Below are 23,028 nucleotides of genomic sequence, written 5' to 3'. Positions count from 1 at the left end.
TCAGTTGGCAGCGATTGCATGCTTTCGGGGCGAAATCCTGGGGTTGGCGCGCAGTTATTTTAACCGTCACAAACCCTCGCCAACCCACGTTTCTGCGGGCTGCAGCCCGGTTTTGCGGGTGCTAGCAGACAAGTCCGCTGCTGTCGAGATATGGCGCCGAGGGCCGTTTGCGTATACTGCGCAGATGTTCTCCCCTACTGCTTTACGCCCGCGATGCGCCAAATGGCTGATCGCAACCGGACTCTTCCTGATGCTCAGCGCCTGTGTTGATAAGCCCAGCACGCTCGAGCGAATCAAGGAGGATGGCGTATTGCGGGTGATTACCCGGAACAGCCCGGCCACGTATTTCCAGGACCGCAACGGTGAAACCGGTTTCGAGTACGAACTGGTCAAGCGCTTTGCCGATGACCTGGGCGTGAAGCTGGAGATCGAGACCGCGGATAATCTCGATGACCTGTTCGGCCAGCTGGGCAAACCCAACGGTCCGGTTCTTGCGGCCGCCGGCCTGGTCAGCAGCGAGCAGCGCGCGCAACAGGTGCGTTTCTCCCATCCGTACCTGGAAGTCACGCCGCAGATCATCTACCGCAACGGCCAGTCGCGCCCCACCGGCCCGGCAGACCTGGTGGGCAAGAAGATCATGGTGCTCAAAGGCAGCACCCACGCCGAGCAATTGGCGGCACTTAAAAAGCAGAACCCAGCGATTGAATACGAAGAGTCCGACGCCGTGGAGGTGGTGGACCTGCTGCGCATGGTGGACGAGGGCCAGATCGACCTGACCCTGGTGGACTCCAACGAAGTGGCGATGAACCAGGTGTACTTCCCCAACGTGCGCGTGGCCTTCGACCTCGGCAATGCCAGCAACCAGAGCTGGGCCGTGGCGCCGGGGGAAGACAATAGCCTGCTCAACGAGATCAACAGCTACCTGGACAAGGTTGAGAAAAACGGCACCCTGCAGCGACTGAAAGACCGTTACTACGGGCATGTCGATGTACTCGGCTATGTCGGCGCCTACACCTTCGCCCAGCATTTGCAACAACGCCTGCCCAAGTACGAGAAACACTTTCGCGCCTACGCCAAGGAAGAAAAGGTCGACTGGCGCCTACTGGCGGCCATCGGCTATCAGGAATCGCTGTGGCAACCGGCCGTCACCTCCAAGACCGGCGTGCGCGGCCTGATGATGCTGACCCAGAACACCGCCCAGGCCATGGGCGTGTCCAACCGCCTGGACGCCAAGCAAAGCATCATGGGCGGTGCCAAGTACCTGGCCAAGATCAAGGATGAGTTGGACGACAGCATTGCCGAGCCGGACCGCACCTGGTTCGCCCTCGCCGCCTATAACGTCGGCACCGGCCACCTGGAAGATGCGCGCACGCTGGCCAAGAAAGACGGCCTGAACCCGAACAAGTGGCTGGACGTGAAGAAGATGCTGCCGCGCCTGTCGCAGAAGCAGTGGTACAGCAAGACCCGCTACGGTTATGCCCGCGGTGGCGAGCCGGTGCATTTTGTCGCGAACATCCGCCGGTATTACGACATTCTCACCTGGGTGACCCAGCCGCAGTTGGAAGGCAACCAAGTGGTGGAAGGCAACTTGCACGTGCCGGGTATCGACAAGACCAAGCCGCCGGAAGATAACCCGCAGCTGTAAACCCAATCGCCCAAACGACCCATAACCCTGTGGGAGCCGGGCTTGCCCGCGATGGCGGCTAGCCAGTCAACATATTCGTTTCCTGACACACCGCTATCGCGGGCAAGCCCGGCTTCCACAGTTGATCCTCGTCGTTTTATAGGCCAGTGAGCAGATGCACGACCCCGCCCGTTAACACCATCACACCCTCAACACCCGCCGCCTTCAGCGCCTGCGCATCCAGCCGCCCTGCATCCTGCAACTGCACCCGCACCCGCGTCAGTGCCACGCGCTGTTGCGACTTGAGGTTATCCACACCGCCCAATGCGCTCAGTACCTCGGCCGACAACAGACCCTGCGCAGGCGCCACCACGGTTTCGGCAATCAAGTCCGGGGTGAGGGCCTTCCAGAATGCGTGCTGTAATTTCTCGAACATGCTCAGTGCTCCACGACAGGTGAGGTTTCAACAGTGGCCGCGTGGTACAGGCGCAGGGCCTCGCGTACTTGGGCGGCTTCTTCCAGGCCAAGCACCTGGCGGGCGATGATCTGGCAGTCGGCCATGTCCAGCTCGCGCACGGTGGCCTTGATGGTCGGGATCAGCGGTACGCTGACCGACAGTTCATCCACCCCCAGCCCGATCAACACCGGCACCGCCAGTGCTTCAGACGCCAACGCGCCGCACACGCCGACCCACTTGCCATGGGCGTGGGCGGCCTTGACCGTGGTGGCAATCAGGCGCAATACCGACGGATGGAAGCTGTCGGCCTGGCTTGCCAGGCGCGGGTGGTCGCGGTCCATGGCCAGGGTGTATTGGGTGAGGTCATTGGTGCCGATGGAGAAGAAATCCACATGCGGCGCGAAGACATCTGCCATCAAGGCCGCAGACGGCACCTCGATCATGATGCCCAGCTTTGGCAGCTCGGTCAGGCTCAGCGCCAGCGCTTCCTCTTCAAGGATCTTGCGCGCCAGATGCAGCTCCGACAGCAGGCTGACCATCGGTAGCATGATATGCAGCCGCGCAAATCCGGCACTCGCCAGGATCGCGCGGAACTGCTCGCGCAGCAATTCAGGGCGCTCCAGGCACAGGCGAATACCACGCAGGCCGAGGAACGGGTTGGTCTCGCGCTCCATCGGCACATAGGCCAAAGGTTTATCGCCGCCCACATCCAAAGTGCGCACCACCAGATTGCGTTCGCTGCCCAGAGCTCGGGCGATGGCGCTGTAGGTGCCGGCTTGCTCCTCGGGGCTGGGCGCGCGATTGCGGTCCAGGTAGAGAAACTCCGAACGCAACAGGCCAACGCCTTCACCGCCCAAGGCCAGGGATTGCTCGACCTCCTGCAACGAGGCGACATTGGCCGTGATCTCGACATGATGACCATCGCGCGTGATACCGGGCAAGGCGGCCTGCGCCACCTCACGCTCACGTCTCAGTATGTGTTGCTTGCGGGTAGCGGCCAGTTGCTCGACAGCGGCCAGGTCAGGCTCCAGGTGCAGCTCGCCTTTGTCGGCATCGAGCAGCACCTGCTTGCCGTTGGCCAGCGCCAATGCCTGTGCCGGAACGCCGCACAACGACGGCAAACCAAGGGCACGCGCCAGGATCGCCACATGGCTGGTGGCGCCGCCGCCGACGGTGACGAACCCCAACACTTTGCGCGTATCGAGGCCAGCGGTTTGCGAGGGGGTCAGTTGCTCGGCAATCACGATCGCACGATCCGGCAACACCCAGGCGCTGTCCTCAATACCGAGGATCAACTTCAGCACACGCTGGCCAACATCGGCCAAATCCGCTGCGCGCTCAGCCAGCAACGCACTGCCCAGGCCGAGAAATAGCTTGGCGGTTGCGGCCGTGGCGCTGTTCCAGGCAAAGGCAGCACTCTTGCCTTCGGTGAGCAGGCGATGGGCTTGCTCCAACAGGGTCGGGTCTTCAAGCAGTTCCTGATGGGCGCGGAAGATTTCCGCCTGGGCGCTGCCAACCGCTTTGTCTTGCAACACTTGCAGCGCTTCGGTGGCTACCAGTAAGGCGCGGCTCAGCGCAGCGTGTTCAACGGATTCACCCGCGCCCTGTTCCTCGATGTGCAACTCGGGTTCCGCCACTTGAAACACCTGGCCAAACGCGGAGCCGGGCGAAGCACACACGCCGCGCAACAAGGTCGCCGATGACTCGGGTGACTGCGTTTCAACAGGCGCAACAGACTCTTCGACTGCCTCCCCGCAACCTTGCGCCAGCAGGGTTACCAATGCCTTGATGGCCGCATCGGCATCCTCTCCCGCCGCACTCACTTGCAAGGTATCGCCCTGCACGGTTTGCAGCGCCATGATCGCCACCAATGACTTGGCGTTGGCGCTCTGGGTTTGCTTGTGCAGGTAAATGCTGGCGTTGAAACCTTTGGCCGTCTGCGCCAGCACGGCGGCCGGGCGTGCGTGCAAACCGTTGGCATTGGGCAACGTCAGCGGTTTGGAGAACAGTACATCGCCCTCCTCCTCGCCCACGGTTTCAGCGGCCTGGCCGGGTGAGACGTGCAACAGCGGCTGGCCCACCTCCACCGCGCCACTGCCCGATGCCAGCCACACAAACGGCTCGCCGCTGACCACCAGCATCAAAGTCAGCAAACTGCGCGCATTGAGCGCCACGTAGTCGGCATCGAACTCGATCAACGGCTGCCCGACCTCGACCCGCTGGCCGTCCTCGACCAGACGGGTGAAACCCTTGCCGGCCAGGTGCACCGTGTCCAGGCCAATATGCATCAGCACCTGCACGCCGTTGTCGCCGGTGACGCTGACCGCATGCCCGGTGTCCTGGATATTGCTGATCACCCCGGCCAACGGCGCGCACAGGGTCTGCGAGGTGGGATCGATGCACAGGCCGTCGCCGATCATGCGGCTGGCGAACACCGGGTCAGGCACCTGGTCCAGCGCCAGCAGCACCCCGGACAAGGGCGCCAGCAGTTCCAGGGGTTGAGTTGTGGTCATGACTTCACCTGCTGTTTTGTTCTGTAAAAATCATAGGGCGAACGACGATCCACTGTGGGAGCTGGCTTGCCTGCGATGCCGGCGACTCGGTGTCTCAGTAAGACCGAGGGGTTGCTATCGCAGGCAAGCCAGCTCCCACCTAAAAAGCGTTCACTTAAAACCGAGCTATTTCCACCAGTATTCGACTTGCACACCCACATTCGAGCCATGCCGCGCCGTGCCGTAGGCGCCGGTGTCGGACAACGCCGAGCCCGCCGCCAGTTCGTTCGCCGCACGCTTGGCCGCTTCGTTCCAGGTTGCATAGGTGTAGTACAACCGCACTTCCGGCCGTGCCCAGAAATCCGGGCCGTTGGGCGACCAGGTCGGGGCGAAGGTGAATTTACTCAGCTTGCGCGTACCGCCGGCGGCCTCGACTTGATCATGCCCAAGCTCGGTGACCAGTTTGAACTGTTCGCTGATGGCATATGCCGGGCGCACACCGATGGACATCCAGGTCTGGTCCTGGCTGCCGGGGCGAATATCCTTTTGATACACCGCCTCGACCTGCCCACCGAAACGCGGCGTCACCTGCCAGTCGAAAAACTCCACGGCGCGGTAGCTTTTGCTGCTCTTGTCCAAGGCGGTATCGCCGGTATAGCCCAAACCCGTGCCGGGGCCTTCGCCGTACTGCAAGGCGAATTTGTTCTTGCCGCCAAGAAACGGTTTTTGCACATGCTGCGCGGTGATCGCCCAACCGCTGTTGGCCTCACGCCCGCCGGCTTTTTCTATATAGCTCAAGCCAAACTCCAACTCACCGCCGGGGTTGGTTTTGAAGCCTGCCACGTTGAAGTCGTGACGGGTGGCGTATTCCTTCTGGTAGAGGTTGTCCTTGCGCGACAGCGCGTAGCTGTATTTGAGGTCGCCGATTTTGACGTCCTCGACACCGCCGCCCGTGGCGCTCTGGTTCCAGTAGTAGAAGTCAGAGATATGGATGTCGTTACGCTTGTAGTAACGGCGCCCCGCCCACACCGAGCCGCCATTGAGGCTGGGCAGGTTGGACCACTGCGCGTACATCTGCGGCATGCGCGCCGAGCCGTTGTCCTCACCCTGGAACTTCAGGGCTCGGTCGTATTTGTTGTACAGCGATGCCATGGCATCGACGCTCAGCACCGAGCCGTCGTCGAGGGTCAGCAGGTCCTGGCGCAACTCGAGTTCGGCGTACTGCTCGCATTCGTTGCCCAGGCGGTATTTGGATTGCGCCCCCGGCAGTTGGAAACACTGTTGCTTGCCACTGCCTGTTGAAGTCCCCGCGCCGCTGCGCAAGTAGCCGGCAAACTCCAGGGCTTGAACGGCAAAAGGTGCGGTAAGACATGAAGCAATGAGGCCCAGCTTTATTGTTGTTTTCATGAAGCACTCCGATATTTTTATTATGTTTTTTGGTGAAGCGCCCCCGCACTCCCATACGGGGGATGCAGCGGGTCTCAGTCCTTGAGGTGCAGCACAAACGATTCATACGGGCGCAACACCACCGTGCTCGAACGCAACGGGCAGTCGGGGTAGTTGCTGATCAGCAGGCGTTGCTCGTTCGCCGCACTGATGACGCCTTCCGGCAGTTGGATTTCGCAGGGTGTGCCGTAGAAGTTGTTGAGTACCAACAAGCGCTCGCCATCGCCTTCGCGCAGATACGCCCAGACCTGGAGATGGTCTTGCAGCAGTTGGCGATAAACGCCCTCCTGGATCAGCGGCTCGTGACGACGCAACGCAATCAGCGCGCGGTAGTGATGCAGCACCGAATCGGGGTCATCCAGCTGGCTTTCGACGTTGATCTGCGCCGCGTTGGCCGGGATGCCGATCCACGGTTCACCGCTGCTGAAACCGGCATTGGCCTGGGTGTTCCATTGCATTGGCGTGCGGCTGTTGTCGCGCGACTTCTGCATGATCGCCGCCATGCTCGACGCCTCGGACTCACCGGCATCACGCTTGAGGCGGAAGATGTTCAGGGTCTCGACATCGCGGTACTGCTCAATCTTGTCGAAACCCGGGTTGGTCATGCCCAGCTCTTCGCCCTGGTACACATACGGCGTGCCCTGGAGGAAGTGCAGCGCAGTGGCGAGCATCTTGGCCGAGACCACGCGGTACTCGCCGTCGTTACCAAAACGCGAGACCACTCGCGGCTGATCGTGGTTACACCAGAACAGCGCGTTCCAGCCGCCACCGGCCTGCATGCCCAGTTGCCAGTCGGAAAAAATCTGCTTGAGCTGCAGGAAGTCGAAGTCGGCCTTCACCCACTTTTGCAGGTTCGGGTAATCGACTTTCAAGTGATGAAAGTTGAAGGTCATCGACAGCTCTTTGGACGCCGGATTCGAATAACGAATGCAGTGCTCAAGGCTGGTGGACGACATCTCGCCGACGTTGATCAGGTCGTGCCCTTCGAAGACTTCACGGTGCATTTCCTGCAGGTACTCATGCACGTTCGGGCCGTCGGTGTAGAAGCGGCGGCCATCGGTGTTGTCTTCGGGGAAATCGGCAGGCTTGGAGATCAGGTTGATCACGTCCAGGCGGAAGCCACCCACGCCTTTGTCACGCCAGAAGCGCATCAACTGGTACACCTCGGCGCGCACGTTGGGGTTGTCCCAATTGAGGTCGGCCTGGGTATGGTCGAACAGGTGCAGGAAGTACTGGCCGGTTTGCGCCTCGTATTCCCAGGCCGAGCCGCCGAACTTGGATTGCCAGTTGTTCGGCTGGTCGCGCCAGATGTAAAAGTCGCGGTACGGGTTGTTGAGGCTGCTGCGCGCCTGCTGGAACCACTCATGCTCGATGGAGGTGTGGTTGACCACAATGTCGAGCATCAGCTTGATGCCGCGCTTGGCCGCTTCGCTGATCAGCAGGTCGCAATCGGCCATGGTCCCGTAGCTGGGGTCGATGGCGTAGTAGTCGCTGATGTCGTAGCCGTTGTCGCGTTGCGGCGAGCGCAGGAACGGGGTGATCCACAGGCAATCCACGCCCAGCCACTTGAGGTAATCGAGTTTGTCCACGATGCCCAGCAGGTCACCGGTGGCGTTACCCGCGTGGCTGTGGAAGCTTTTGGGGTAGATCTGGTAGATCACCGAGTCTTGCCAGTCTTGCATGGTGGGTTCCTTCAATTGAGTTGTGTGCTGGCTTTGAGAGCCTCATCGCGGGCAAGCCCGGCTCCCACTTTGATGTGTGAACACATTCAAATGTGGGAGCTGGCTTGCCTGCGATAGCGATCGATCAAGCGACGCGATACCCCGGCCGCACAATCTTCATGCTCAACGCACAGGTCAGAACAAACGGCACGACCATGGCGATGACCATTCCGATCACAAAACTGGGGATGAACTGCGGAATGATCGAAATAAACCCAGGCAAGCCACCCACGCCGATGGCCGAGGCCGTCACCTTGTTAAGTGACAGGAAAATGCTGCCCAGCGCCGAGCCCAGCAGCGCGGCATAGAACGGAAATTTGAAGCGCAGGTTCACGCCGAACATCGCCGGTTCCGTAATGCCGAAGTAAGCGGAAATCGCCGAGGTCGAGGCCATGCTTTTGTCCCGCGCGTTGCGGGTCATGTAGAACACGCCCAGTGCGGCGCTGCCCTGGGCCAGGTTGGACATCACGATCATCGGCCAGATAAAGGTGCCGCCCTGGGTGGAGATAAGTTGCAGGTCCACGGCGAGGAACATGTGGTGCATGCCGGTGATCACCAGCGGCGCGTACAACAGGCCGAAAATCGCCCCGCCAACCATCGGCGCCAGGTCAAACAGGGTGACCACGCCTTCGGTAATCAGGATGCCGAGGTGACGGGTCACCGGGCCGATGATGGCCAGCGCCAGCACGCCGGTGACGACGATGGTGGTGATCGGCACCACGAGCAGTTGGATGGCGTTTGGCACGCGTGCCCGCAGCCACTTTTCAATCACGCTCATCACATAGGCCGCCATCAGGATCGGCAGGATCTGGCCCTGATAACCCACCTTCTCAATCTTGAACCAACCGAAAATATCGAAGTACGGCAAGCTCTGGCCATCGAGCCCGGCCACCGCCTTGCCGTAGTTCCAGGCGTTGAGCAAGTCCGGGTGCACCAGCATCAGGCCGAGCACGATGCCGAGGATTTCGCTGCCGCCGAAGCGCTTGGCCGCCGACCAGCCCACCAGCGCCGGCAGGAACACAAACGAGGTGTTGGCCATAAGGTTGATCAGGCTCCACAGGCCATCCAGGTTCGGATACGCCTCCAGCAGCGTCTGGCCCTCAATGAACATGCCCTTGGCGCCCATCAGGTTGTTCACGCCCATCAGCAGGCCGGCGATGATCAGCGCGGGCAGGATCGGCATGAACACGTCGGAGAACACACGCACCAGACGCTGCATGGCGTTGGTCTTGTCGGCGCCCTTCTGCTTGACGTCAGCGATGGTCGAAGCCGCAAGACCCGTCTGCTCACGCAGGGCGGCATAGACCTTTTCCACTTCGCCGGGGCCGATCACCACTTGGAACAGGCCGCCGGTGAAGAACGAGCCCTTGACCAGATCGACCTGGTTCAACGCGCTGCTGTTGACCAGGCTCGGGTCCTTGAGCGCCAGGCGCAGGCGGGTCACGCAGTGGGCGGCTTGCTCAAGGTTGTCGCTGCCCCCGAGGTTCTCGAGAATCTCGCGGGCAATATTGGAATAGTCGTGGCTCATGCTTGGTTTCCACTTTGGTTTTTTTATTTGGGGGCAGTCATTGGCAGCACGCCGTGGGCAAAAGTACTCGTATGTACGAGTTAAATCAATAACTCGTCTGTACGAGTTACATAAAGTTTAAATTTCTGAATTTGAAGTCAGACATTTCCCTAATTCCACGCAGGTCCAATGGACAAAGCCCACCTCTGCCACTAAGGTTCCTGCCTTGAACCCGCCGTTCACTTTCATCAAGCCGGCACAGAGCCATCCCCATGAGCAAATACAACCAGATCTATACGGATCTGCTTGCCAGCATCACCACTGAACGCCTGCAACGCGGTACGCGCCTTCCCTCTGAAACCGAACTGATGGACGCCTACCAGGCCAGCCGTGGCACGGTGCGCCGCGCCATCGAGCAGTTGCAGGAGCGCGGTTTTGCGCAAAAAATCCACGGCAAGGGCACGTTTGTGTTGTCGCCCAACCCCATTGAGTTCCAACTGGGCGGCATCGTCAGCTTCCACGAAACCCACGCCGACCTGGGTGACGACGTACGCACCGAGGTGGTCGAATTCAGCCAGTTCCCGCTGGAAGGCTCGCTGCTGCAACACATCGAAGCCGCGCCCGGCGCTCTGATTACCCGCATCAAACGGGTACGGCGCATCGGCGGCAAACGCGTGATCCTGGACATCAACCACTTTGTGGCTGACCTGATCCCCGGCCTGGACCGCGACATCGCCGAGCAGTCGATCTATGCGTTTATCGAACAGACGCTGGAGCTGCAGATCAGTTATGCGCAGCGCACCATCGAAGCCCTGCCGCGCAGCAAGGACGACCAGGCGCATCTGGATCTGGATGGGCAAAGCCATGTGATTGTGGTGAGCAACCAGACGTTTTTGCAGGATGGCAGGCAGTTCGAGTACACCGAGTCGCGGCATACGTTGGATAAGTTTTATTTTTCGGATATTGCGCGGCGCTAAAGCCGAAAGAAGATCAAATGTGGGAGCGGGCTTGCCCGCGATGGCGTCCTGTCAGTTATCGATGTGTTGCCTGATAGGCCCTCATCGCGGGCAAGCCCGCTCCCACACTTCGATCAGTGTTGTTTGATCTGGCGTATTCCAGAAACACAAAACCCCGGCACATGGCCGGGGTTTTGTTATTCAGCATTCACCTGCTAGCGCAGGATCACTCCCACTCAATCGTCGCCGGCGGCTTGCTCGACACGTCATACGTCACGCGCGAAATACCTTCGATTTCATTGATGATACGGCCGCTGACAGTCTCCAGCAGCTCGTACGGCAGGTGTGCCCAACGCGCGGTCATGAAGTCGATGGTCTCGACGGCACGCAGCGCAACAACCCACGCATAACGACGGCCATCGCCCACAACACCCACCGATTTCACCGGCTGGAACACCACGAATGCCTGGCTGACCTTGTGGTACCAGTCGGCTTTGCGCAGTTCTTCGATGAAGATGTGGTCGGCGCGACGCAGCAGGTCGGCGTATTCCTTTTTCACTTCACCCAGGATGCGCACGCCCAGGCCCGGGCCTGGGAATGGGTGGCGGTAGACCATGTCGTACGGCAGGCCGAGTTCCAGGCCCAGGCGGCGGACTTCGTCTTTGAACAGTTCGCGCAGTGGTTCTACCAGCTTGAGGTTCATCTCCTCCGGCAGGCCACCCACGTTGTGGTGGGACTTGATCACGTGGGCCTTGCCGCTCTTGGCGCCAGCCGACTCGATCACGTCAGGGTAGATGGTGCCCTGGGCGAGGTACTTGATGTTGTCCAGTTTGTTGGACTGGGCATCAAACACGTCGATGAAGGTGCGGCCGATGATCTTGCGCTTCTTCTCTGGGTCGCTTTCGCCCGCCAGGTTGTTGAGGAACTGGTCCTCGGCGTTGGCGCGGATCACCTTGACGCCCATGTTCTCAGCGAACATGGCCATCACTTGCTCGCCTTCGTGCAGGCGCAGCAGGCCATTGTCGACGAACACGCACGTCAGCTGGTCGCCGATGGCTTTGTGCAGCAGCGCGGCAACCACGGAGGAGTCAACGCCGCCGGACAGGCCGAGCAATACGTTGTCGGTACCGACCTGGGCACGCACGTTGGCGATGGCGTCTTCAGCGATTTTCGACGGGGTCCACAGGGCTTCGCACTGGCAGATGTCGAGGATGAAGCGCGACAGAATACGGCCGCCTTGCTTGGTGTGGGTCACTTCCGGGTGGAACTGCACGCCGTAATAGCCGCGCTCGTCGTTGAACATGCCGGCAATCGGGCAGCTCGGGGTGCTGGCCAGGATGTGGAAGTCTTCCGGCATCTTGGTGACCTTGTCACCGTGGCTCATCCACACGTCGAGGCCGAACAGGCCGTCGGCGTCGATGTGGTCTTCGATGCCGTCCAGCAGGCGGCTCTTGCCGACCACGTCGACACGGGCATAACCGAATTCACGCAGTTCGGAACCTTCAACCTTGCCGCCCAGTTGCTCGGCCATGGTCTGCATGCCGTAGCAGATACCGAAGACGGGCACGCCCAGGTCGAATACGGCTTGCGGGCAACGCGGGCTGTTGGCTTCGTGCACGGACTCGGGGCCACCGGCAAGGATGACGCCTTTCGGTGCGAATTCGCGGATCGCTTCGTCGTCCATGTCGAACGGGTGCAGTTCGCAGTACACGCCGATTTCACGCACGCGGCGGGCGATCAGTTGGGTGTACTGGGAACCGAAGTCGAGGATCAGGATGCGGTGGGCGTGAATGTCGAGGGCCATGAAGTCAGTCTCGTCTAATGAATCAGAAACAACTCGGGGCTGAAAGAACAGCCCCGGTTACTTAACGTTTTGCTGGAAGCCTCAACCTACGCGGTAGTTCGGCGCTTCCTTGGTGATCTGCACGTCGTGGACATGGGATTCAGCCATGCCGGCGCCGGTGATCCGTACGAACTCTGGCTTGGTGCGCATTTCTTCGATGTCGGCGCTGCCGGTGTAGCCCATCGAGGAACGCAGGCCGCCCATCAATTGATGGATGATCGCGCTCAGGGTGCCTTTGTACGGCACACGGCCTTCGATGCCTTCCGGTACGAGCTTCTCGGCGCCTGCCGAGGAGTCCTGGAAGTAACGGTCGGAAGAGCCCTGCGCCTGGGACATGGCGCCCAGCGAACCCATGCCGCGGTAAGCCTTGTACGAACGGCCCTGGAACAGTTCGATTTCGCCTGGTGCTTCTTCGGTACCGGCGAACATCGAGCCCATCATCACGCAGGAAGCACCGGCAACGATGGCCTTGGACAGGTCACCGGAGAAACGGATGCCGCCGTCGGCGATCAACGGAACGCCCGTGCCTTCAAGGGCAGCAGCAACGTTGGCGATGGCGCTGATTTGCGGCACGCCTACACCGGCGACGATACGCGTGGTGCAGATGGAGCCAGGGCCGATACCGACCTTGACCGCATCGGCGCCGGCTTCGGCCAGGGCCTTGGCGGCTGCGCCGGTGGCGATGTTGCCGCCGATAACCTGTACGTCAGGGAAATTCTGTTTGACCCAGCGAACGCGGTCGATCACGCCTTTGGAGTGGCCGTGGGCAGTGTCGACCACCACCACGTCAACACCGGCTGCCACGAGGGCCGAAACGCGATCACCGGTGTCTTTACCGGTGCCGACCGCAGCGCCGACGCGCAGACGACCTTGGTCATCCTTGCTGGCCAGCGGGTAAGCCTTGGCTTTTTCGATGTCGTTGACGGTCATCATGCCTTTGAGGGCGAATTTGTCGTCGACGATCAGCACGCGCTCGATGCGGTGCTTGTGCAGCAATTCGCGCACATCGTTCTTGTCGGCGCCTTCCTTGACAGTAACGAGGCGCTCTTTAGGCGTCATCACTTCACGGACGGTGACTTCAAGACGGTTCTCGAAACGCACGTCACGGGAAGTGACGATGCCGACCAGGTCGCCATCGTGCAGTACCGGAACGCCGGAGATGTTGTGCAGGCGGGTCAGGTCGAACAGATCACGCACGGTGGCGTCGGCTTCGATGGTGATTGGATCTTTCACCACACCGGCTTCGTAACGCTTGACCTTGCGCACTTCGGCAGCTTGCTGCTCGATGGTCATGTTCTTGTGGATGATGCCAATGCCGCCTTCCTGAGCCATGGCGATTGCCAAACGGGCTTCAGTGACGGTGTCCATGGCAGCGGAAACCAGAGGAATATTCAGCTCGATGCCACGGGTTAGGCGGGTCTTGAGACTGACTTCGTTAGGAAGCACCTCGGAATAACCGGGCACTAGGAGAATGTCGTCGAATGTCAGAGCTTCTTGGCTGATACGCAGCATCGCGGGGGCTCCCGAGCGGGAAAATGGAAGCGCGCCATTATATACATGCACCCTGTCGGGCTCAATGTAAAACTCTGACAAACTTGGTAATACTGATAGATGGATAAAACTCACGGCTTGATCGTTCCTACGCTCCGCGTGGGAATGCCTCGTTGGACGCTCCGCGTCCGGGGTCAGCGCAAGGCTTCAACCTTGCGCAATGGTGACGCGGAGCGTCACGGGATACATTCCCACGCGGGAGCGTGGGAATGATCGGATTAAAGCTCGACTCTGACCCAACTCATCTTCTGGTCCAACCAGTCGGCAAATTCGTCGATAAAGCTCTGCTTGAACCCCGCTTCCGCCCAGTTGTTGAAGATGAAACCCAGGTTGGAGAAGCCGCATTCCTGCAGGAACAGAAACCCATTGATGTCATCTTCATGCCCACACAACGGGCAAGTGAAGTTATCGGTGTGGCCGGGCATCCAGTCTTCCAGGCTTTCGAACAGCGCCTCGCCGACTTCTTTAAGGCACTCCGGGCAGCCGGCCTCTTCGAGAAAGCCCTTGGCCGGCGTGTAGATGCAGCGCTTGTAGATGATCTCCAGGCCATTGATCGGCTCGTTGAACGGCAGCGCTTCGGGGTGCAGCACCACGGCGCGGGCGCCGTCGGCCAGGGCGTAGGCCATGCGGTTGCCGGTGCGCCCGCAGGTGGTCAGCTCTTCCTTGATGATGTTCTTGCGCACCAGCCAACGCACGATGGCCCGGGCGCGGGGTTCGTGGACGGGCAAGGTGGAGATTTTGGGGACAAGGATGCTTTGGGAGTTCATGGTGCTTGGGAGCCCTGCGGTGTGGCGACTGCCGACATCGCGGGCAAGCCCGGCTCCCACATTTGGAATGCATTCACCTGTGGGAGCTGGCTTGCCTGCGATGAGGCCTTGAAGCCTGGCAGCTTAATCCCTGCCCCACACAGGTCAAGCGCTCAAATACCGCCCAATCAATGCAATCCCACTGGCCAACACCAACCAAGTCACCAAGCGCACAAAGGCTTCGCGGGACATCCGCATCGTCAACCTGCGCCCACACCACAGCCCCAGGGCCATCGCCGGCAACAGGCACAGCGCCAACAACAGCAACGGCAAGTCCGCATACACCCCGGCAATCAGGAACAGACTCAAGCGCACCACCGTGCTGCAACTGATCAACGCACTTTGCGTGGCCCGCGCCGCATCCTTGGGCAAACGGCTGTTGAGGTAGATCGCATATAAAAAGCCGCCGCTGCCGAACAGCGCACCAAACAGGCCGCCGACGGTGCCCATTGGAATCGACCAACCTTTGGAAAGCTGAGTGGGCCGCGCCTTCACCGACAAGCTGTAGATCGCATAGGCGCTGATAAACACCCCCATCAGCAGCAACAGCAGATCCGAATGCAGGTTGAGCAGAAAGATCACACCCAGCGTACAACCGATGGCCATGCATGGCAGCAACCGCAGCAGCTCGGGCTTGTTCACGTCTCGCCGCGATTGCAGCAGATTGCCAAAGGCCGCGACAAAATCCAGCAGCACCAGCAGCGGGATGATCTTCGACAGCGGCATAAACACAATCAGGATCGGCCCCGCCACCAGCGCCGTGCCAAAGCCTGCAATACCGAAGACGATATAGGCCAGCACCACACCCAGGCCGATGACCAGCCAATCGACACCACTGAACGACCACTGGCTCATCAGCTCAACCGGGCTCATGTCGTATTCCTTGAAAGAGATAACCAACACTTTAGCCATCGCCGAGTGTTGCGACTAATATCTTCAAAGCCCTCCACTTATCTTGAAAAGGCATGACAAGTGATCTCGACCCGCCAACTGCGCTACTTCGTAGAGATCGCCGACAGCGGCAGCTTCAGCGCCGCCGCCGAGCGTTTGTTCGTGGCGCAATCGGCCCTGAGCCGCCAGATCAAGGCGCTGGAAACCCAGCTGCAAACTTCACTGTTCGAACGCACCGCGCGCCAGCCCCGGCTGACGGCGGCGGGCGAAGCCTTTTACCCGAGGGCGCGCAACCTGCTGAGCGAGCTGCTCAAGGCCAGCGAGATGGCCACCCTGGTTGGCAAGGGTCAGCTTGGCACCCTGCGCCTGAGCCATTCGAGCACCGTGCCGATGAGCGGGCCATTGCTGCACGGCATCAGCACCTGGCTGCAGCGTTGCCCCGGCGTATCGATGGATATCGTCAAACTGTCTTCCGAGGCGCAACTTGAAGAAATTGCCGACGGGCGCCTGGAAGTCGGCCTTTTACGGTTACCGGTGCTGCGACAGCGCGAAGGCGTGCGCGTGGTGCCTTTATATAGCGAACAACTGGTGTTGGCGGTGCCGCCCAATCACCCGCTGGCAGGCAGTGATACACCTGTCGAACTGGCACAGCTCAAGGACGAAGCGTTTATTTCAGTTCCGCACCCCCAACGTGGCGGCTTGAGTTATCTGTCAGCCGAACTGTGCATGCGCGCAGGATTTTTCCCCAAGGCAGCGCGGGTGATGTCGCGCAAAACCACGCAATTGCAGCTGATCCAGGCCGGCTTCGGAATTGCCTTGTTACCAAAATCCATGCAGGACATAGCGCCGGCCAACCTGCACTTTTTGTCCCTGGCGGACCCGGACTGCTTGAGTACCGTGGCCCTTGCCTGCACGCAGGCGCCGAGCGCACTGGTGGAGCAATTCTGCCAAACCTTGCACGAATGCCTATAAACTGCCGCCCATGATTAAAGATCGCTCCTCATGATTAAAGATCCGTTTGCCCGCTTGGGCCTGGACCGCGAAGTCCTGACTGTCAGCCAGCTCAACGGCCGCGCGCGGGTGTTGCTGGAAGACGTGTTCACCAATATCTGGGTCGAAGGCGAGATCTCCAACCTCGCCCGCCCGGCTTCCGGCCATGTGTATTTCACCCTCAAGGACAGCGGCGCCCAAGTGCGTTGCGCGCTGTTTCGCAACAACGCCGCACGGGTGCGCCAGGCGTTGAAGGACGGCCTGGCGGTGAAGGTGCGCGGCAAGGTCTCGCTGTTCGAAGGCCGGGGCGACTACCAACTGATCCTCGACACCGTGGAACCTGCTGGCGATGGCGCGCTGCGTTTGGCCTTTGACGCGTTGAAGGAAAAGCTCAGCGCCGAAGGCCTGTTCAGCGCCGAGCGCAAGGTGCCGCTGCCGGCGCACCCTCGGCGCATTGGGATTATCAGCTCGCCGACGGGCGCGGTGATTCGCGACATCATCAGCGTGTTCCGTCGTCGTGCGCCGAACGTTGAACTGACACTGATCCCCACCGCCGTACAGGGCCGCGAAGCCATCCCGCAGATTGTGCGCGCGCTGAAAATGGCGGATGCGCGCGGTTTCGACGCGTTGATCCTGGCCCGAGGCGGCGGTTCGCTCGAAGACCTGTGGTGCTTCAACGAAGAAGCCGTGGCCCGCGCGGTGGATGCCTGCGTGACGCCCATCGTCAGCGCCGTCGGCCATGAAACCGACGTGTCGATCTGCGACTTTGTGGCCGACGTGCGCGCCCCCACGCCCTCCGCCGCCGCCGAATTGCTCGCGCCAGATGCCAGCCACTTGGTGCGCCAAGTCGAAAACCTGCACCGCCGCCTGGTGATGCTGATGCGCAACCGCCTGAGCCATGATCGCCTGCGCCTGGAAGGCATGGCCCGCCGCCTGCGTCACCCTGGCGAACGTCTGCGCCAGCAAGCCCAGCGTTTGGACGACCTGGACATGCGCCTGCGCCGCGCCTTCGAGCGCAGCCTCAATACCCGTCGCGAACGCCTGATCCGCCTCGAAACCCGCCTCGCAGGCCAACACCCCGGCCGTCAACTGGCGTTGCTGCGCCAGCGCCTCGATAGCCTCGCAGAACGCCTGCCCCGCGCCATGCGCGAAGGCCTTAAGGCACGCCGCCTGCAACTGCAAAGCCAGGTGCAGACGTTGCAGGTGGTCAGTCCGCTTGCGACTCTGGGCCGTGGCTACAGCATCCTGCTGGACGAGCGCGGCCAGGCGATCCGCAACGCCGCGCAAACCCACACCGGCCAACGCCTGACCGCGCGGCTCGGCGAAGGCCGATTGCAGGTGCGGGTGGAAGATAACCACCTGACGCCCGTCACCCTTTCGTTACTGGATTGATTGATGCCACGTTTATTTAGCCTGCTGATGCTCTTGTGCCTGACCTTCAACGCCCACGCCGACAGCTACATCACGCGGTTGCTGAACAAGCCGGTGCCGGGTGGCGTGGCGGTGGTCGACCTCGGCACTTCGGCCAGCGCGCCCAAAGCCACCTACCTGAACCGGCCGGTGCTTGTGGTCAAGGAACAGAACAACTGGCTGGCGATTGTCGGGATCCCGCTGACCGTCAAACCCGGTACCGAGCGCATCACCAGCGGCGGGCAGAACTTGCCGTTTGTGGTGGGCTTCAAGAAATACCCCGAACAGCACATCACCTTGAAGAACAAAAGCCAGGTGAACCCGGCCCCGGCGCAACTCAAGCGCATCGAGGGCGAACTGGCCGTGCAGCTCAAGGCTTACCGCAGCTTCAGCCCGAACACACCGAGCAACCTGCTGCTGGACAAACCGGTCAACGGGCCACTGTCGAGCAAATTCGGCGTGCGCCGCTTCTTTAATGGCGAGGAACGCAACCCGCATTCGGGCCTGGACTTTGCCGTGGGCGCGGGCACGCCGATCAAGACGCCGGCGGCGGGCAAGGTGATCCTCACCGGCAATTACTTCTTCAACGGCAACACCGTGTTCGTCGACCATGGCCAGGGCTTTATCAGCATGTTCTGCCATATGTCGAAGATCGACGTCAAAGTCGGCGACCAACTGGCACGCGGCGCAGTGGTGGGCAAGGTCGGTTCCACTGGCCGTGCAACCGGGCCGCATATGCATTGGAACATCAGCCTTAACGATGCGCGGGTTGACCCGGCGATCTTTATTGGCGCGTTCCAGCCCTGATAAAAATATTCAACCTACCGGCCTCATCGCGGCATAGGTATCTACGCAACTTTTAAAAGCAGCCTATTTCTCCTGTGGCGAGCAGGCTTGTCCTGCGTTGGGCTGCGAAGCGGCCCCAAAAACAGACGCTGAGTACTTTCAGCAAAATTGCCGTGCCTGTACTGGGGCCGCTTCGCAGCCCAACGCAGGACAAGCCTGCTCGCCACAACAGCCCACCTGCCACAGACTTCGTGTTAACCGGTTGTGTAGATACCTATGCTCATCGCGGGCAAGCCTGGCTCCCACAGGTGAACGCGATTCCCTGTGGGAGCCGGGCTTGCCCGCGATGACGCCAGGCCTGCCAGCCCAATTGCGCGCCCGATAAGTACCGCGCAATAAAAAGAAACCCCACACTCAATAACCGACACAAAATATCGAATCCCAGCCAAATATCAGAACTTATCTCAATTTTTCCCGACTGCTTGCCATCTTTCACCCCTGCGGTTAGGGTTGAGCTTATGAAAACCTCTCACACCCTCATTCAGCTCCGCCAGCACCGCAGCCTGTGCCTCGTCAGCGCACGACTGCCAGGCTGAATCGATCTGCCTCGTCCCAAGCTTCGCCCCCAATAACAGTTTTACGGCAGGCCGCCTTTTCTCGGCCCCTACTACAAAGGATTTCCCGATGAGCATGCTCAAAGACCCGTCTTCGAAGTACCGCGCGTTCCCGACCATCGATATCCCGGACCGTACCTGGCCGTCAAAGACCATCACCGAAGCGCCGATCTGGTGCAGCTCCGACCTGCGTGATGGCAACCAGTCGCTGATCGAGCCGATGGACGCCGCGAAAAAGCTGCGTTTCTGGAAGACCCTGGTGTCTGTAGGCGTGAAGGAAATCGAAGCCTCGTTCCCGGCCGCGTCGCAAACCGACTTCGACTTCGTGCGCACCTTGATCGAAGACAACCACATCCCCGAGGACACCACCATCCAGGTGCTGACCCAGGGCCGTGAAGACCTGATCGCACGTACTTTCGAATCCCTGCGCGGCGCTAAAAAGGCCATCGTGCACTTGTACAACGCCACATCGCCGTCGTTCCGCCGCATCGTGTTCAACCAGGACAAAGATGGCATCAAGGCCATCGCGGTCAACGCGGCAAAGCTGTTCGTCAAATACGCCGCCCAGCAGCCGGAAACCCAGTGGACTTTCGAGTACTCCCCAGAGACCTTCAGCGCCACGGAGCTGGAGTTCGCCAAGGAAGTGTGTGATGCGGTGATCGAGGTATGGAACCCGACGCCAGAGCACAAGATGATCCTCAACCTGCCGGCCACGGTTGAATGCGCGACACCCAACATCTATGCCGACCAGATCGAGTGGTTCGGCCGCCATATCAACCGTCGTGACAGCGTGATCATCAGCCTGCACACCCACAACGACCGCGGCACCGGCGTGGCCGCTACCGAGCTGGGCCTGATGGCCGGCGCTGACCGTGTCGAAGGCTGCCTGTTCGGCAACGGCGAGCGTACCGGTAACGTCGATCTCGTGACCGTAGCCTTGAACATGTACACCCAAGGCCTCGACCCGCAGCTGGACTTTTCCGATATCGACGGCGTGCGCAAAGTCGTCGAGGAGTGCAACCAGATTCAGGTGCACCCACGTCACCCGTACGTCGGCGACCTGGTGCACACCGCATTCTCCGGCTCCCACCAGGACGCAATCCGCAAGGGCTTTACCCAGCAGAAAGCCGACGCGCTGTGGGAAGTGCCGTACTTGCCGATCGACCCGGCGGATATCGGCCGCAGCTACGAGGCGGTGATCCGCGTAAACAGCCAGTCGGGCAAAGGCGGCATCGCCTACCTGCTGGAGCAGGAGTACGACATCAGCTTGCCACGCCGCATGCAGATCGAGTTCAGCCAAGTGGTACAGGCCGAAACCGACCGCGTGGGCCTGGAGATGACTGCACCACAGATCTACGCCTTGTTGCAGCGTGAATACCTGCAAGCCAACACCCCGTACGCGCTGGTCAGCCATCGCCTGCAGGAAGAAAACGGCAATAGCACCGTGGAAGTGGAAGTCTCGGGCAAGGGCCAGGGCGAAACCAACCTGCGCTGGAACGGCAAGGGCTACGGCACTTTGGAAGCGCTGGTGGCGGCGCTGCCGATCAAGGTTGAGATCATGGACTACAACGAACACGCGATCGGCGCCGGTACCCATGCCAAGGCGGCGGCTTACATCGAGCTGCGCGTGAACGGCGAGCGTCCGGTGCATGGTGTGGGGATCGATGAAAACATCACCACGGCGAGCTTCAAGGCGGTGTTCAGTGCGCTGAACCGCTCGTTGAGCCAGTTGGAAGCGAAGGCGGCGTAAGCACTGTCGCGGTAATGCAAAAGGCCCCTGGGTGAGAATCCAGGGGCCTGATCGTTCCCACGCTCTGCGTGGGAATGCCTGCGGTGACGCTCTGCGTCACAACTCTGAAAGCGGACGCAGAGCGTCCGGGGCTGCATTCCCACGCGGAGCGTGGGAACGATCTGTAGGGCCCCATCGCGGGCAAGCCCGGCTCCCACATTTGGAATGCATTCACCTGTGGGAGCGGGCTTGCCCGCGATAGCGGTCTGTCAGACAAACTGAAAGTCATCGGCATCCAGATTTGCCGGAAACCTGGTGCGATACGCTGCCAACTCTGCCGCATTCAGGCACACCTGAAACACCCCGTCCGCCTCCCCCGCACTCAGCAAGGTCTCACCCTGGAAGTCCAGCACCTGGCTGTCCCCGGTGTAGGCAAAGCCCTTGCCATCGGTACCCACCCGATTGACTGCCGCCACGTAACACAGGTTCTCGATAGCCCGTGCCGGCAGCAAGCGGTTCCAGTGCTGACGCCGCGCTCCCGGCCAGTTCGCGGTGTACAGCAGCAGGTCAGTGTCCTGGGCATCACGGCTCCACACCGGGAAGCGCAAGTCGTAGCAAATCAACGGGCGTATACGCCAACCCTTCAACTCGAACTGTACCTGGCGCTCGCCGGGCGTGTAATGGTCGTGCTCGCCAGCCATACGGAACAGGTGACGCTTGTCATAGTGCAACACTTCCCCGTCCGGGCGTGCCCATAGCAGACGGTTACGGTGGCTGCCGTCGGCTGCCTGGATGATCACGCTGCCGGTGATCACCGCGTTGTACTTCGCCGCCTGGGCTTGCAGCCAATGATGAGTCGGGCCATGTTGCGGCTCGGCAAGGGTTTGCGACTCCATGGAGAAACCGGTGGTGAACATCTCCGGCAGTACAATCAGGTCGGCGCCTTTGGCCTGCTCCAGCAACAGTTCGAAATGTTCGAGGTTGGCCTGACGGTCATGCCATACCAGGCTGGTCTGGACCAAGGCGATATTCAGGTCGGGCAATGCAGTCAAATCACGCATAGTTTCTCCGCCGCGTGTTGCAGCGTCTCCTCGCGTTTGGCAAAGCACAGGCGCACCAGGCGCTGGCCTTGCGGCGGGCTCTGATAGAACACCGAGACGGGGATGGTCGCCACGCCGTGTTCGCGGGTCATCCACAGTGACATGGCGACGTCATCCAGGTCGGGGCGAATCTGCGAGTAATCCACCAGTTGGAAGTAAGTGCCGGCCACCCGCGTAAAGCTGAAACGCGACGGCGCCAGCAGGTCGCAGAACAGGTCGCGCTTGGCTTGATAAAAGGCCGGCAATTGCTCGACGTGTTCCGGGTGTTCGGCCATGAAGTCAGCCAAAGCGTACTGCAAAGGGGTCACGCCGCAAAAGTTGACATATTGATGCACCTTGCGCAGCTCGGCGGTCAGGGCCGGTGGTGCGACCACGTAGCCGGTTTTCCAGCCGGTGACGTGGTAGGTCTTGCCGAAGGAGCTGACCACAAACGCCCGCTGATACAACTCTTCGTGGGCCAGCACGCTGACATGGGGCACGCCATCGAACACCAAATGCTCATACACCTCATCACTGACCAGGTAGATATCACGGTCGCGGATCAGTTCAGCCAACTGGTCCAGGTCGGCCCGGCTGATCAACGCGCCGGTGGGGTTGTGCGGCGAGTTGAGGATGATCATGCGCGTGCGCGGCGAGAGCGCAGCCTTGATCTTGTCAAAGTCGAGCGCGAAGCCTTGCAGGCTCAATTGCACATGCACGCAGCGGCCACCGGCCAGCTCGACCGACGGCTCGTAGCTGTCGTAGCTGGGGTCGAACACGATGACTTCATCGCCGTTGCGGATGACCGCCTGGATCGCGCAAAAGATCGCCTCGGTCGCGCCTGGGGTGATGGTCACTTCGCTGTCGACATCCACTGTAGCGCCATAACTGCGGGCGATCTTGGCCGCCACTTGTTGGCGCAACACGGGCAGGCCGGTCATCGGTGCATATTGGTTATGGCCGAGGGCGATATGCTTGCCCACGGCATCGAGCAACCCTTGAGGGCCATTAAAATCGGGAAAGCCCTGGGACAGGTTAAGCGCGCCGGTTTCGGCAGCCAATTGCGACATTGTAGTAAAAATGGTGGTGCCGACATTCGGCAGCTTGCTGGTGATCATCGGAGGCC

The 23,028-nt window shown here is 60.7% G+C and carries 17 protein-coding genes; 6 read left to right on the top strand and 11 right to left on the bottom strand.

The genetic code is table 11. From position 1 onward, the window contains the following. Positions 1–184 precede the first annotated feature (184 nt). A complete protein-coding gene (gene mltF, locus AB4P96_RS07395; protein WP_017139703.1) occupies positions 185–1,645 on the top strand; it encodes a membrane-bound lytic murein transglycosylase MltF in 1,461 nt (486 codons plus the stop codon). Between the two features lie 136 nt (positions 1,646–1,781). Here the strand turns inward: mltF and AB4P96_RS07390 are convergent, their stop codons facing one another. The 5 genes from AB4P96_RS07390 to treP form a co-directional block, all read right to left on the bottom strand. Continuing rightward, positions 1,782–2,060, bottom strand: coding sequence for a PTS glucose transporter subunit IIB (locus AB4P96_RS07390; protein WP_395600638.1), 279 nt, complete (start codon positions 2,058–2,060; stop codon positions 1,782–1,784). Positions 2,061–2,062: 2 nt separating this feature from the next. Continuing rightward, positions 2,063–4,594: a phosphoenolpyruvate--protein phosphotransferase gene (gene ptsP, locus AB4P96_RS07385; protein WP_395600637.1), complete on the bottom strand. Its 2,532-nt coding sequence runs from the start codon at positions 4,592–4,594 to the stop codon at positions 2,063–2,065. Positions 4,595–4,759: 165 nt separating this feature from the next. Further along, positions 4,760–5,980: a carbohydrate porin gene (locus tag AB4P96_RS07380; protein ID WP_169985223.1), complete on the bottom strand. Its 1,221-nt coding sequence runs from the start codon at positions 5,978–5,980 to the stop codon at positions 4,760–4,762. A 74-nt stretch (positions 5,981–6,054) separates the two neighbouring features. Further along, on the bottom strand, positions 6,055–7,701 hold the full coding sequence (gene treC / locus AB4P96_RS07375; protein WP_099549339.1) for an alpha,alpha-phosphotrehalase: 1,647 nt from the start codon (positions 7,699–7,701) through the stop codon (positions 6,055–6,057). Positions 7,702–7,825: 124 nt separating this feature from the next. Next, the gene (gene treP / locus AB4P96_RS07370; RefSeq protein ID WP_017139698.1) at positions 7,826–9,268 is read right to left on the bottom strand and encodes a PTS system trehalose-specific EIIBC component; all 1,443 of its coding nucleotides are present in this window, start codon (positions 9,266–9,268) and stop codon (positions 7,826–7,828) included. A 251-nt stretch (positions 9,269–9,519) separates the two neighbouring features. Here treP and treR point away from each other — a divergent pair, with 251 nt between their 5' ends. After that, positions 9,520–10,224, top strand: a complete 705-nt coding sequence (gene treR, locus AB4P96_RS07365) for a trehalose operon repressor (protein ID WP_017139697.1) — start codon at positions 9,520–9,522, stop codon at positions 10,222–10,224. A gap of 205 nt (positions 10,225–10,429) precedes the next feature. Here treR and guaA read toward each other — a convergent pair whose 3' ends face one another. The 4 genes from guaA to AB4P96_RS07345 all read right to left on the bottom strand — a co-directional run bounded on the left by guaA (position 10,430) and on the right by AB4P96_RS07345 (position 15,276). Beyond that, positions 10,430–12,007, bottom strand: coding sequence for a glutamine-hydrolyzing GMP synthase (gene guaA / locus AB4P96_RS07360; protein ID WP_017134673.1), 1,578 nt, complete (start codon positions 12,005–12,007; stop codon positions 10,430–10,432). Between the two features lie 81 nt (positions 12,008–12,088). Beyond that, positions 12,089–13,558: an IMP dehydrogenase gene (guaB, locus tag AB4P96_RS07355; RefSeq protein WP_016977684.1), complete on the bottom strand. Its 1,470-nt coding sequence runs from the start codon at positions 13,556–13,558 to the stop codon at positions 12,089–12,091. Between the two features lie 257 nt (positions 13,559–13,815). Next, complete coding sequence (locus AB4P96_RS07350) at positions 13,816–14,364, bottom strand: hypothetical protein (RefSeq protein ID WP_017134675.1); 549 nt, start codon at positions 14,362–14,364, stop codon at positions 13,816–13,818. 144 nt (positions 14,365–14,508) lie between these two features. Then, complete coding sequence (locus AB4P96_RS07345) at positions 14,509–15,276, bottom strand: sulfite exporter TauE/SafE family protein (RefSeq protein WP_169985231.1); 768 nt, start codon at positions 15,274–15,276, stop codon at positions 14,509–14,511. Positions 15,277–15,375: 99 nt separating this feature from the next. Between AB4P96_RS07345 and AB4P96_RS07340 the strand changes: the two genes are divergently transcribed. The 4 genes from AB4P96_RS07340 (at position 15,376) to leuA (ending at position 20,844) form a co-directional block, all read left to right on the top strand. Beyond that, the gene (locus tag AB4P96_RS07340) at positions 15,376–16,266 is read left to right on the top strand and encodes a LysR family transcriptional regulator (protein WP_099549336.1); all 891 of its coding nucleotides are present in this window, start codon (positions 15,376–15,378) and stop codon (positions 16,264–16,266) included. Positions 16,267–16,296: 30 nt separating this feature from the next. Continuing rightward, a complete protein-coding gene (gene xseA, locus AB4P96_RS07335; RefSeq protein WP_395600636.1) occupies positions 16,297–17,676 on the top strand; it encodes an exodeoxyribonuclease VII large subunit in 1,380 nt (459 codons plus the stop codon). A 3-nt stretch (positions 17,677–17,679) separates the two neighbouring features. Further along, positions 17,680–18,501: a peptidoglycan DD-metalloendopeptidase family protein gene (locus AB4P96_RS07330; RefSeq protein ID WP_017134679.1), complete on the top strand. Its 822-nt coding sequence runs from the start codon at positions 17,680–17,682 to the stop codon at positions 18,499–18,501. 663 nt (positions 18,502–19,164) lie between these two features. Then, entirely contained in the window at positions 19,165–20,844 is a 1,680-nt protein-coding gene (gene leuA / locus AB4P96_RS07325; RefSeq protein WP_395600635.1) for a 2-isopropylmalate synthase, read from the top strand. 248 nt (positions 20,845–21,092) lie between these two features. Here the strand turns inward: leuA and AB4P96_RS07320 are convergent, their stop codons facing one another. Next, a complete protein-coding gene (locus tag AB4P96_RS07320) occupies positions 21,093–21,884 on the bottom strand; it encodes an amidohydrolase (RefSeq protein WP_176992611.1) in 792 nt (263 codons plus the stop codon). Continuing rightward, positions 21,872–23,020 carry a pyridoxal phosphate-dependent aminotransferase gene (locus tag AB4P96_RS07315; protein WP_395600634.1) on the bottom strand — a complete coding sequence of 383 codons (1,149 nt, stop codon included), beginning with the start codon at positions 23,018–23,020 and terminating at the stop codon, positions 21,872–21,874. Before AB4P96_RS07315 ends, AB4P96_RS07320 begins: the two co-directional genes overlap by 13 nt. Between the last annotated feature and the right edge of the window lie 8 nt (positions 23,021–23,028).

This window comes from Pseudomonas sp. B19125 (assembly GCF_044218855.1).
Lineage (GTDB): Bacteria > Pseudomonadota > Gammaproteobacteria > Pseudomonadales > Pseudomonadaceae > Aquipseudomonas > Aquipseudomonas edaphica.
This window is presented reverse-complemented; position numbering and strand designations above follow the sequence as displayed.

Bases quoted from the DNA above. Each gene is read 5' to 3' on its own strand.
- mltF (WP_017139703.1), top strand. From the start codon at position 185: ATGTTCTCCCCTACTGCTTTACGCCCGCGATGCGCCAAATGGCTGATC.
- AB4P96_RS07390 (WP_395600638.1), bottom strand. From the start codon at position 2,060: ATGTTCGAGAAATTACAGCACGCATTCTGGAAGGCCCTCACCCCGGAC.
- ptsP (WP_395600637.1), bottom strand. From the start codon at position 4,594: ATGACCACAACTCAACCCCTGGAACTGCTGGCGCCCTTGTCCGGGGTG.
- AB4P96_RS07380 (WP_169985223.1), bottom strand. From the start codon at position 5,980: ATGAAAACAACAATAAAGCTGGGCCTCATTGCTTCATGTCTTACCGCA.
- treC (WP_099549339.1), bottom strand. From the start codon at position 7,701: ATGCAAGACTGGCAAGACTCGGTGATCTACCAGATCTACCCCAAAAGC.
- treP (WP_017139698.1), bottom strand. From the start codon at position 9,268: ATGAGCCACGACTATTCCAATATTGCCCGCGAGATTCTCGAGAACCTC.
- treR (WP_017139697.1), top strand. From the start codon at position 9,520: ATGAGCAAATACAACCAGATCTATACGGATCTGCTTGCCAGCATCACC.
- guaA (WP_017134673.1), bottom strand. From the start codon at position 12,007: ATGGCCCTCGACATTCACGCCCACCGCATCCTGATCCTCGACTTCGGT.
- guaB (WP_016977684.1), bottom strand. From the start codon at position 13,558: ATGCTGCGTATCAGCCAAGAAGCTCTGACATTCGACGACATTCTCCTA.
- AB4P96_RS07350 (WP_017134675.1), bottom strand. From the start codon at position 14,364: ATGAACTCCCAAAGCATCCTTGTCCCCAAAATCTCCACCTTGCCCGTC.
- AB4P96_RS07345 (WP_169985231.1), bottom strand. From the start codon at position 15,276: ATGAGCCCGGTTGAGCTGATGAGCCAGTGGTCGTTCAGTGGTGTCGAT.
- xseA (WP_395600636.1), top strand. From the start codon at position 16,297: ATGATTAAAGATCCGTTTGCCCGCTTGGGCCTGGACCGCGAAGTCCTG.
- AB4P96_RS07330 (WP_017134679.1), top strand. From the start codon at position 17,680: ATGCCACGTTTATTTAGCCTGCTGATGCTCTTGTGCCTGACCTTCAAC.
- leuA (WP_395600635.1), top strand. From the start codon at position 19,165: ATGAGCATGCTCAAAGACCCGTCTTCGAAGTACCGCGCGTTCCCGACC.
- AB4P96_RS07320 (WP_176992611.1), bottom strand. From the start codon at position 21,884: ATGCGTGATTTGACTGCATTGCCCGACCTGAATATCGCCTTGGTCCAG.
- AB4P96_RS07315 (WP_395600634.1), bottom strand. From the start codon at position 23,020: ATGATCACCAGCAAGCTGCCGAATGTCGGCACCACCATTTTTACTACA.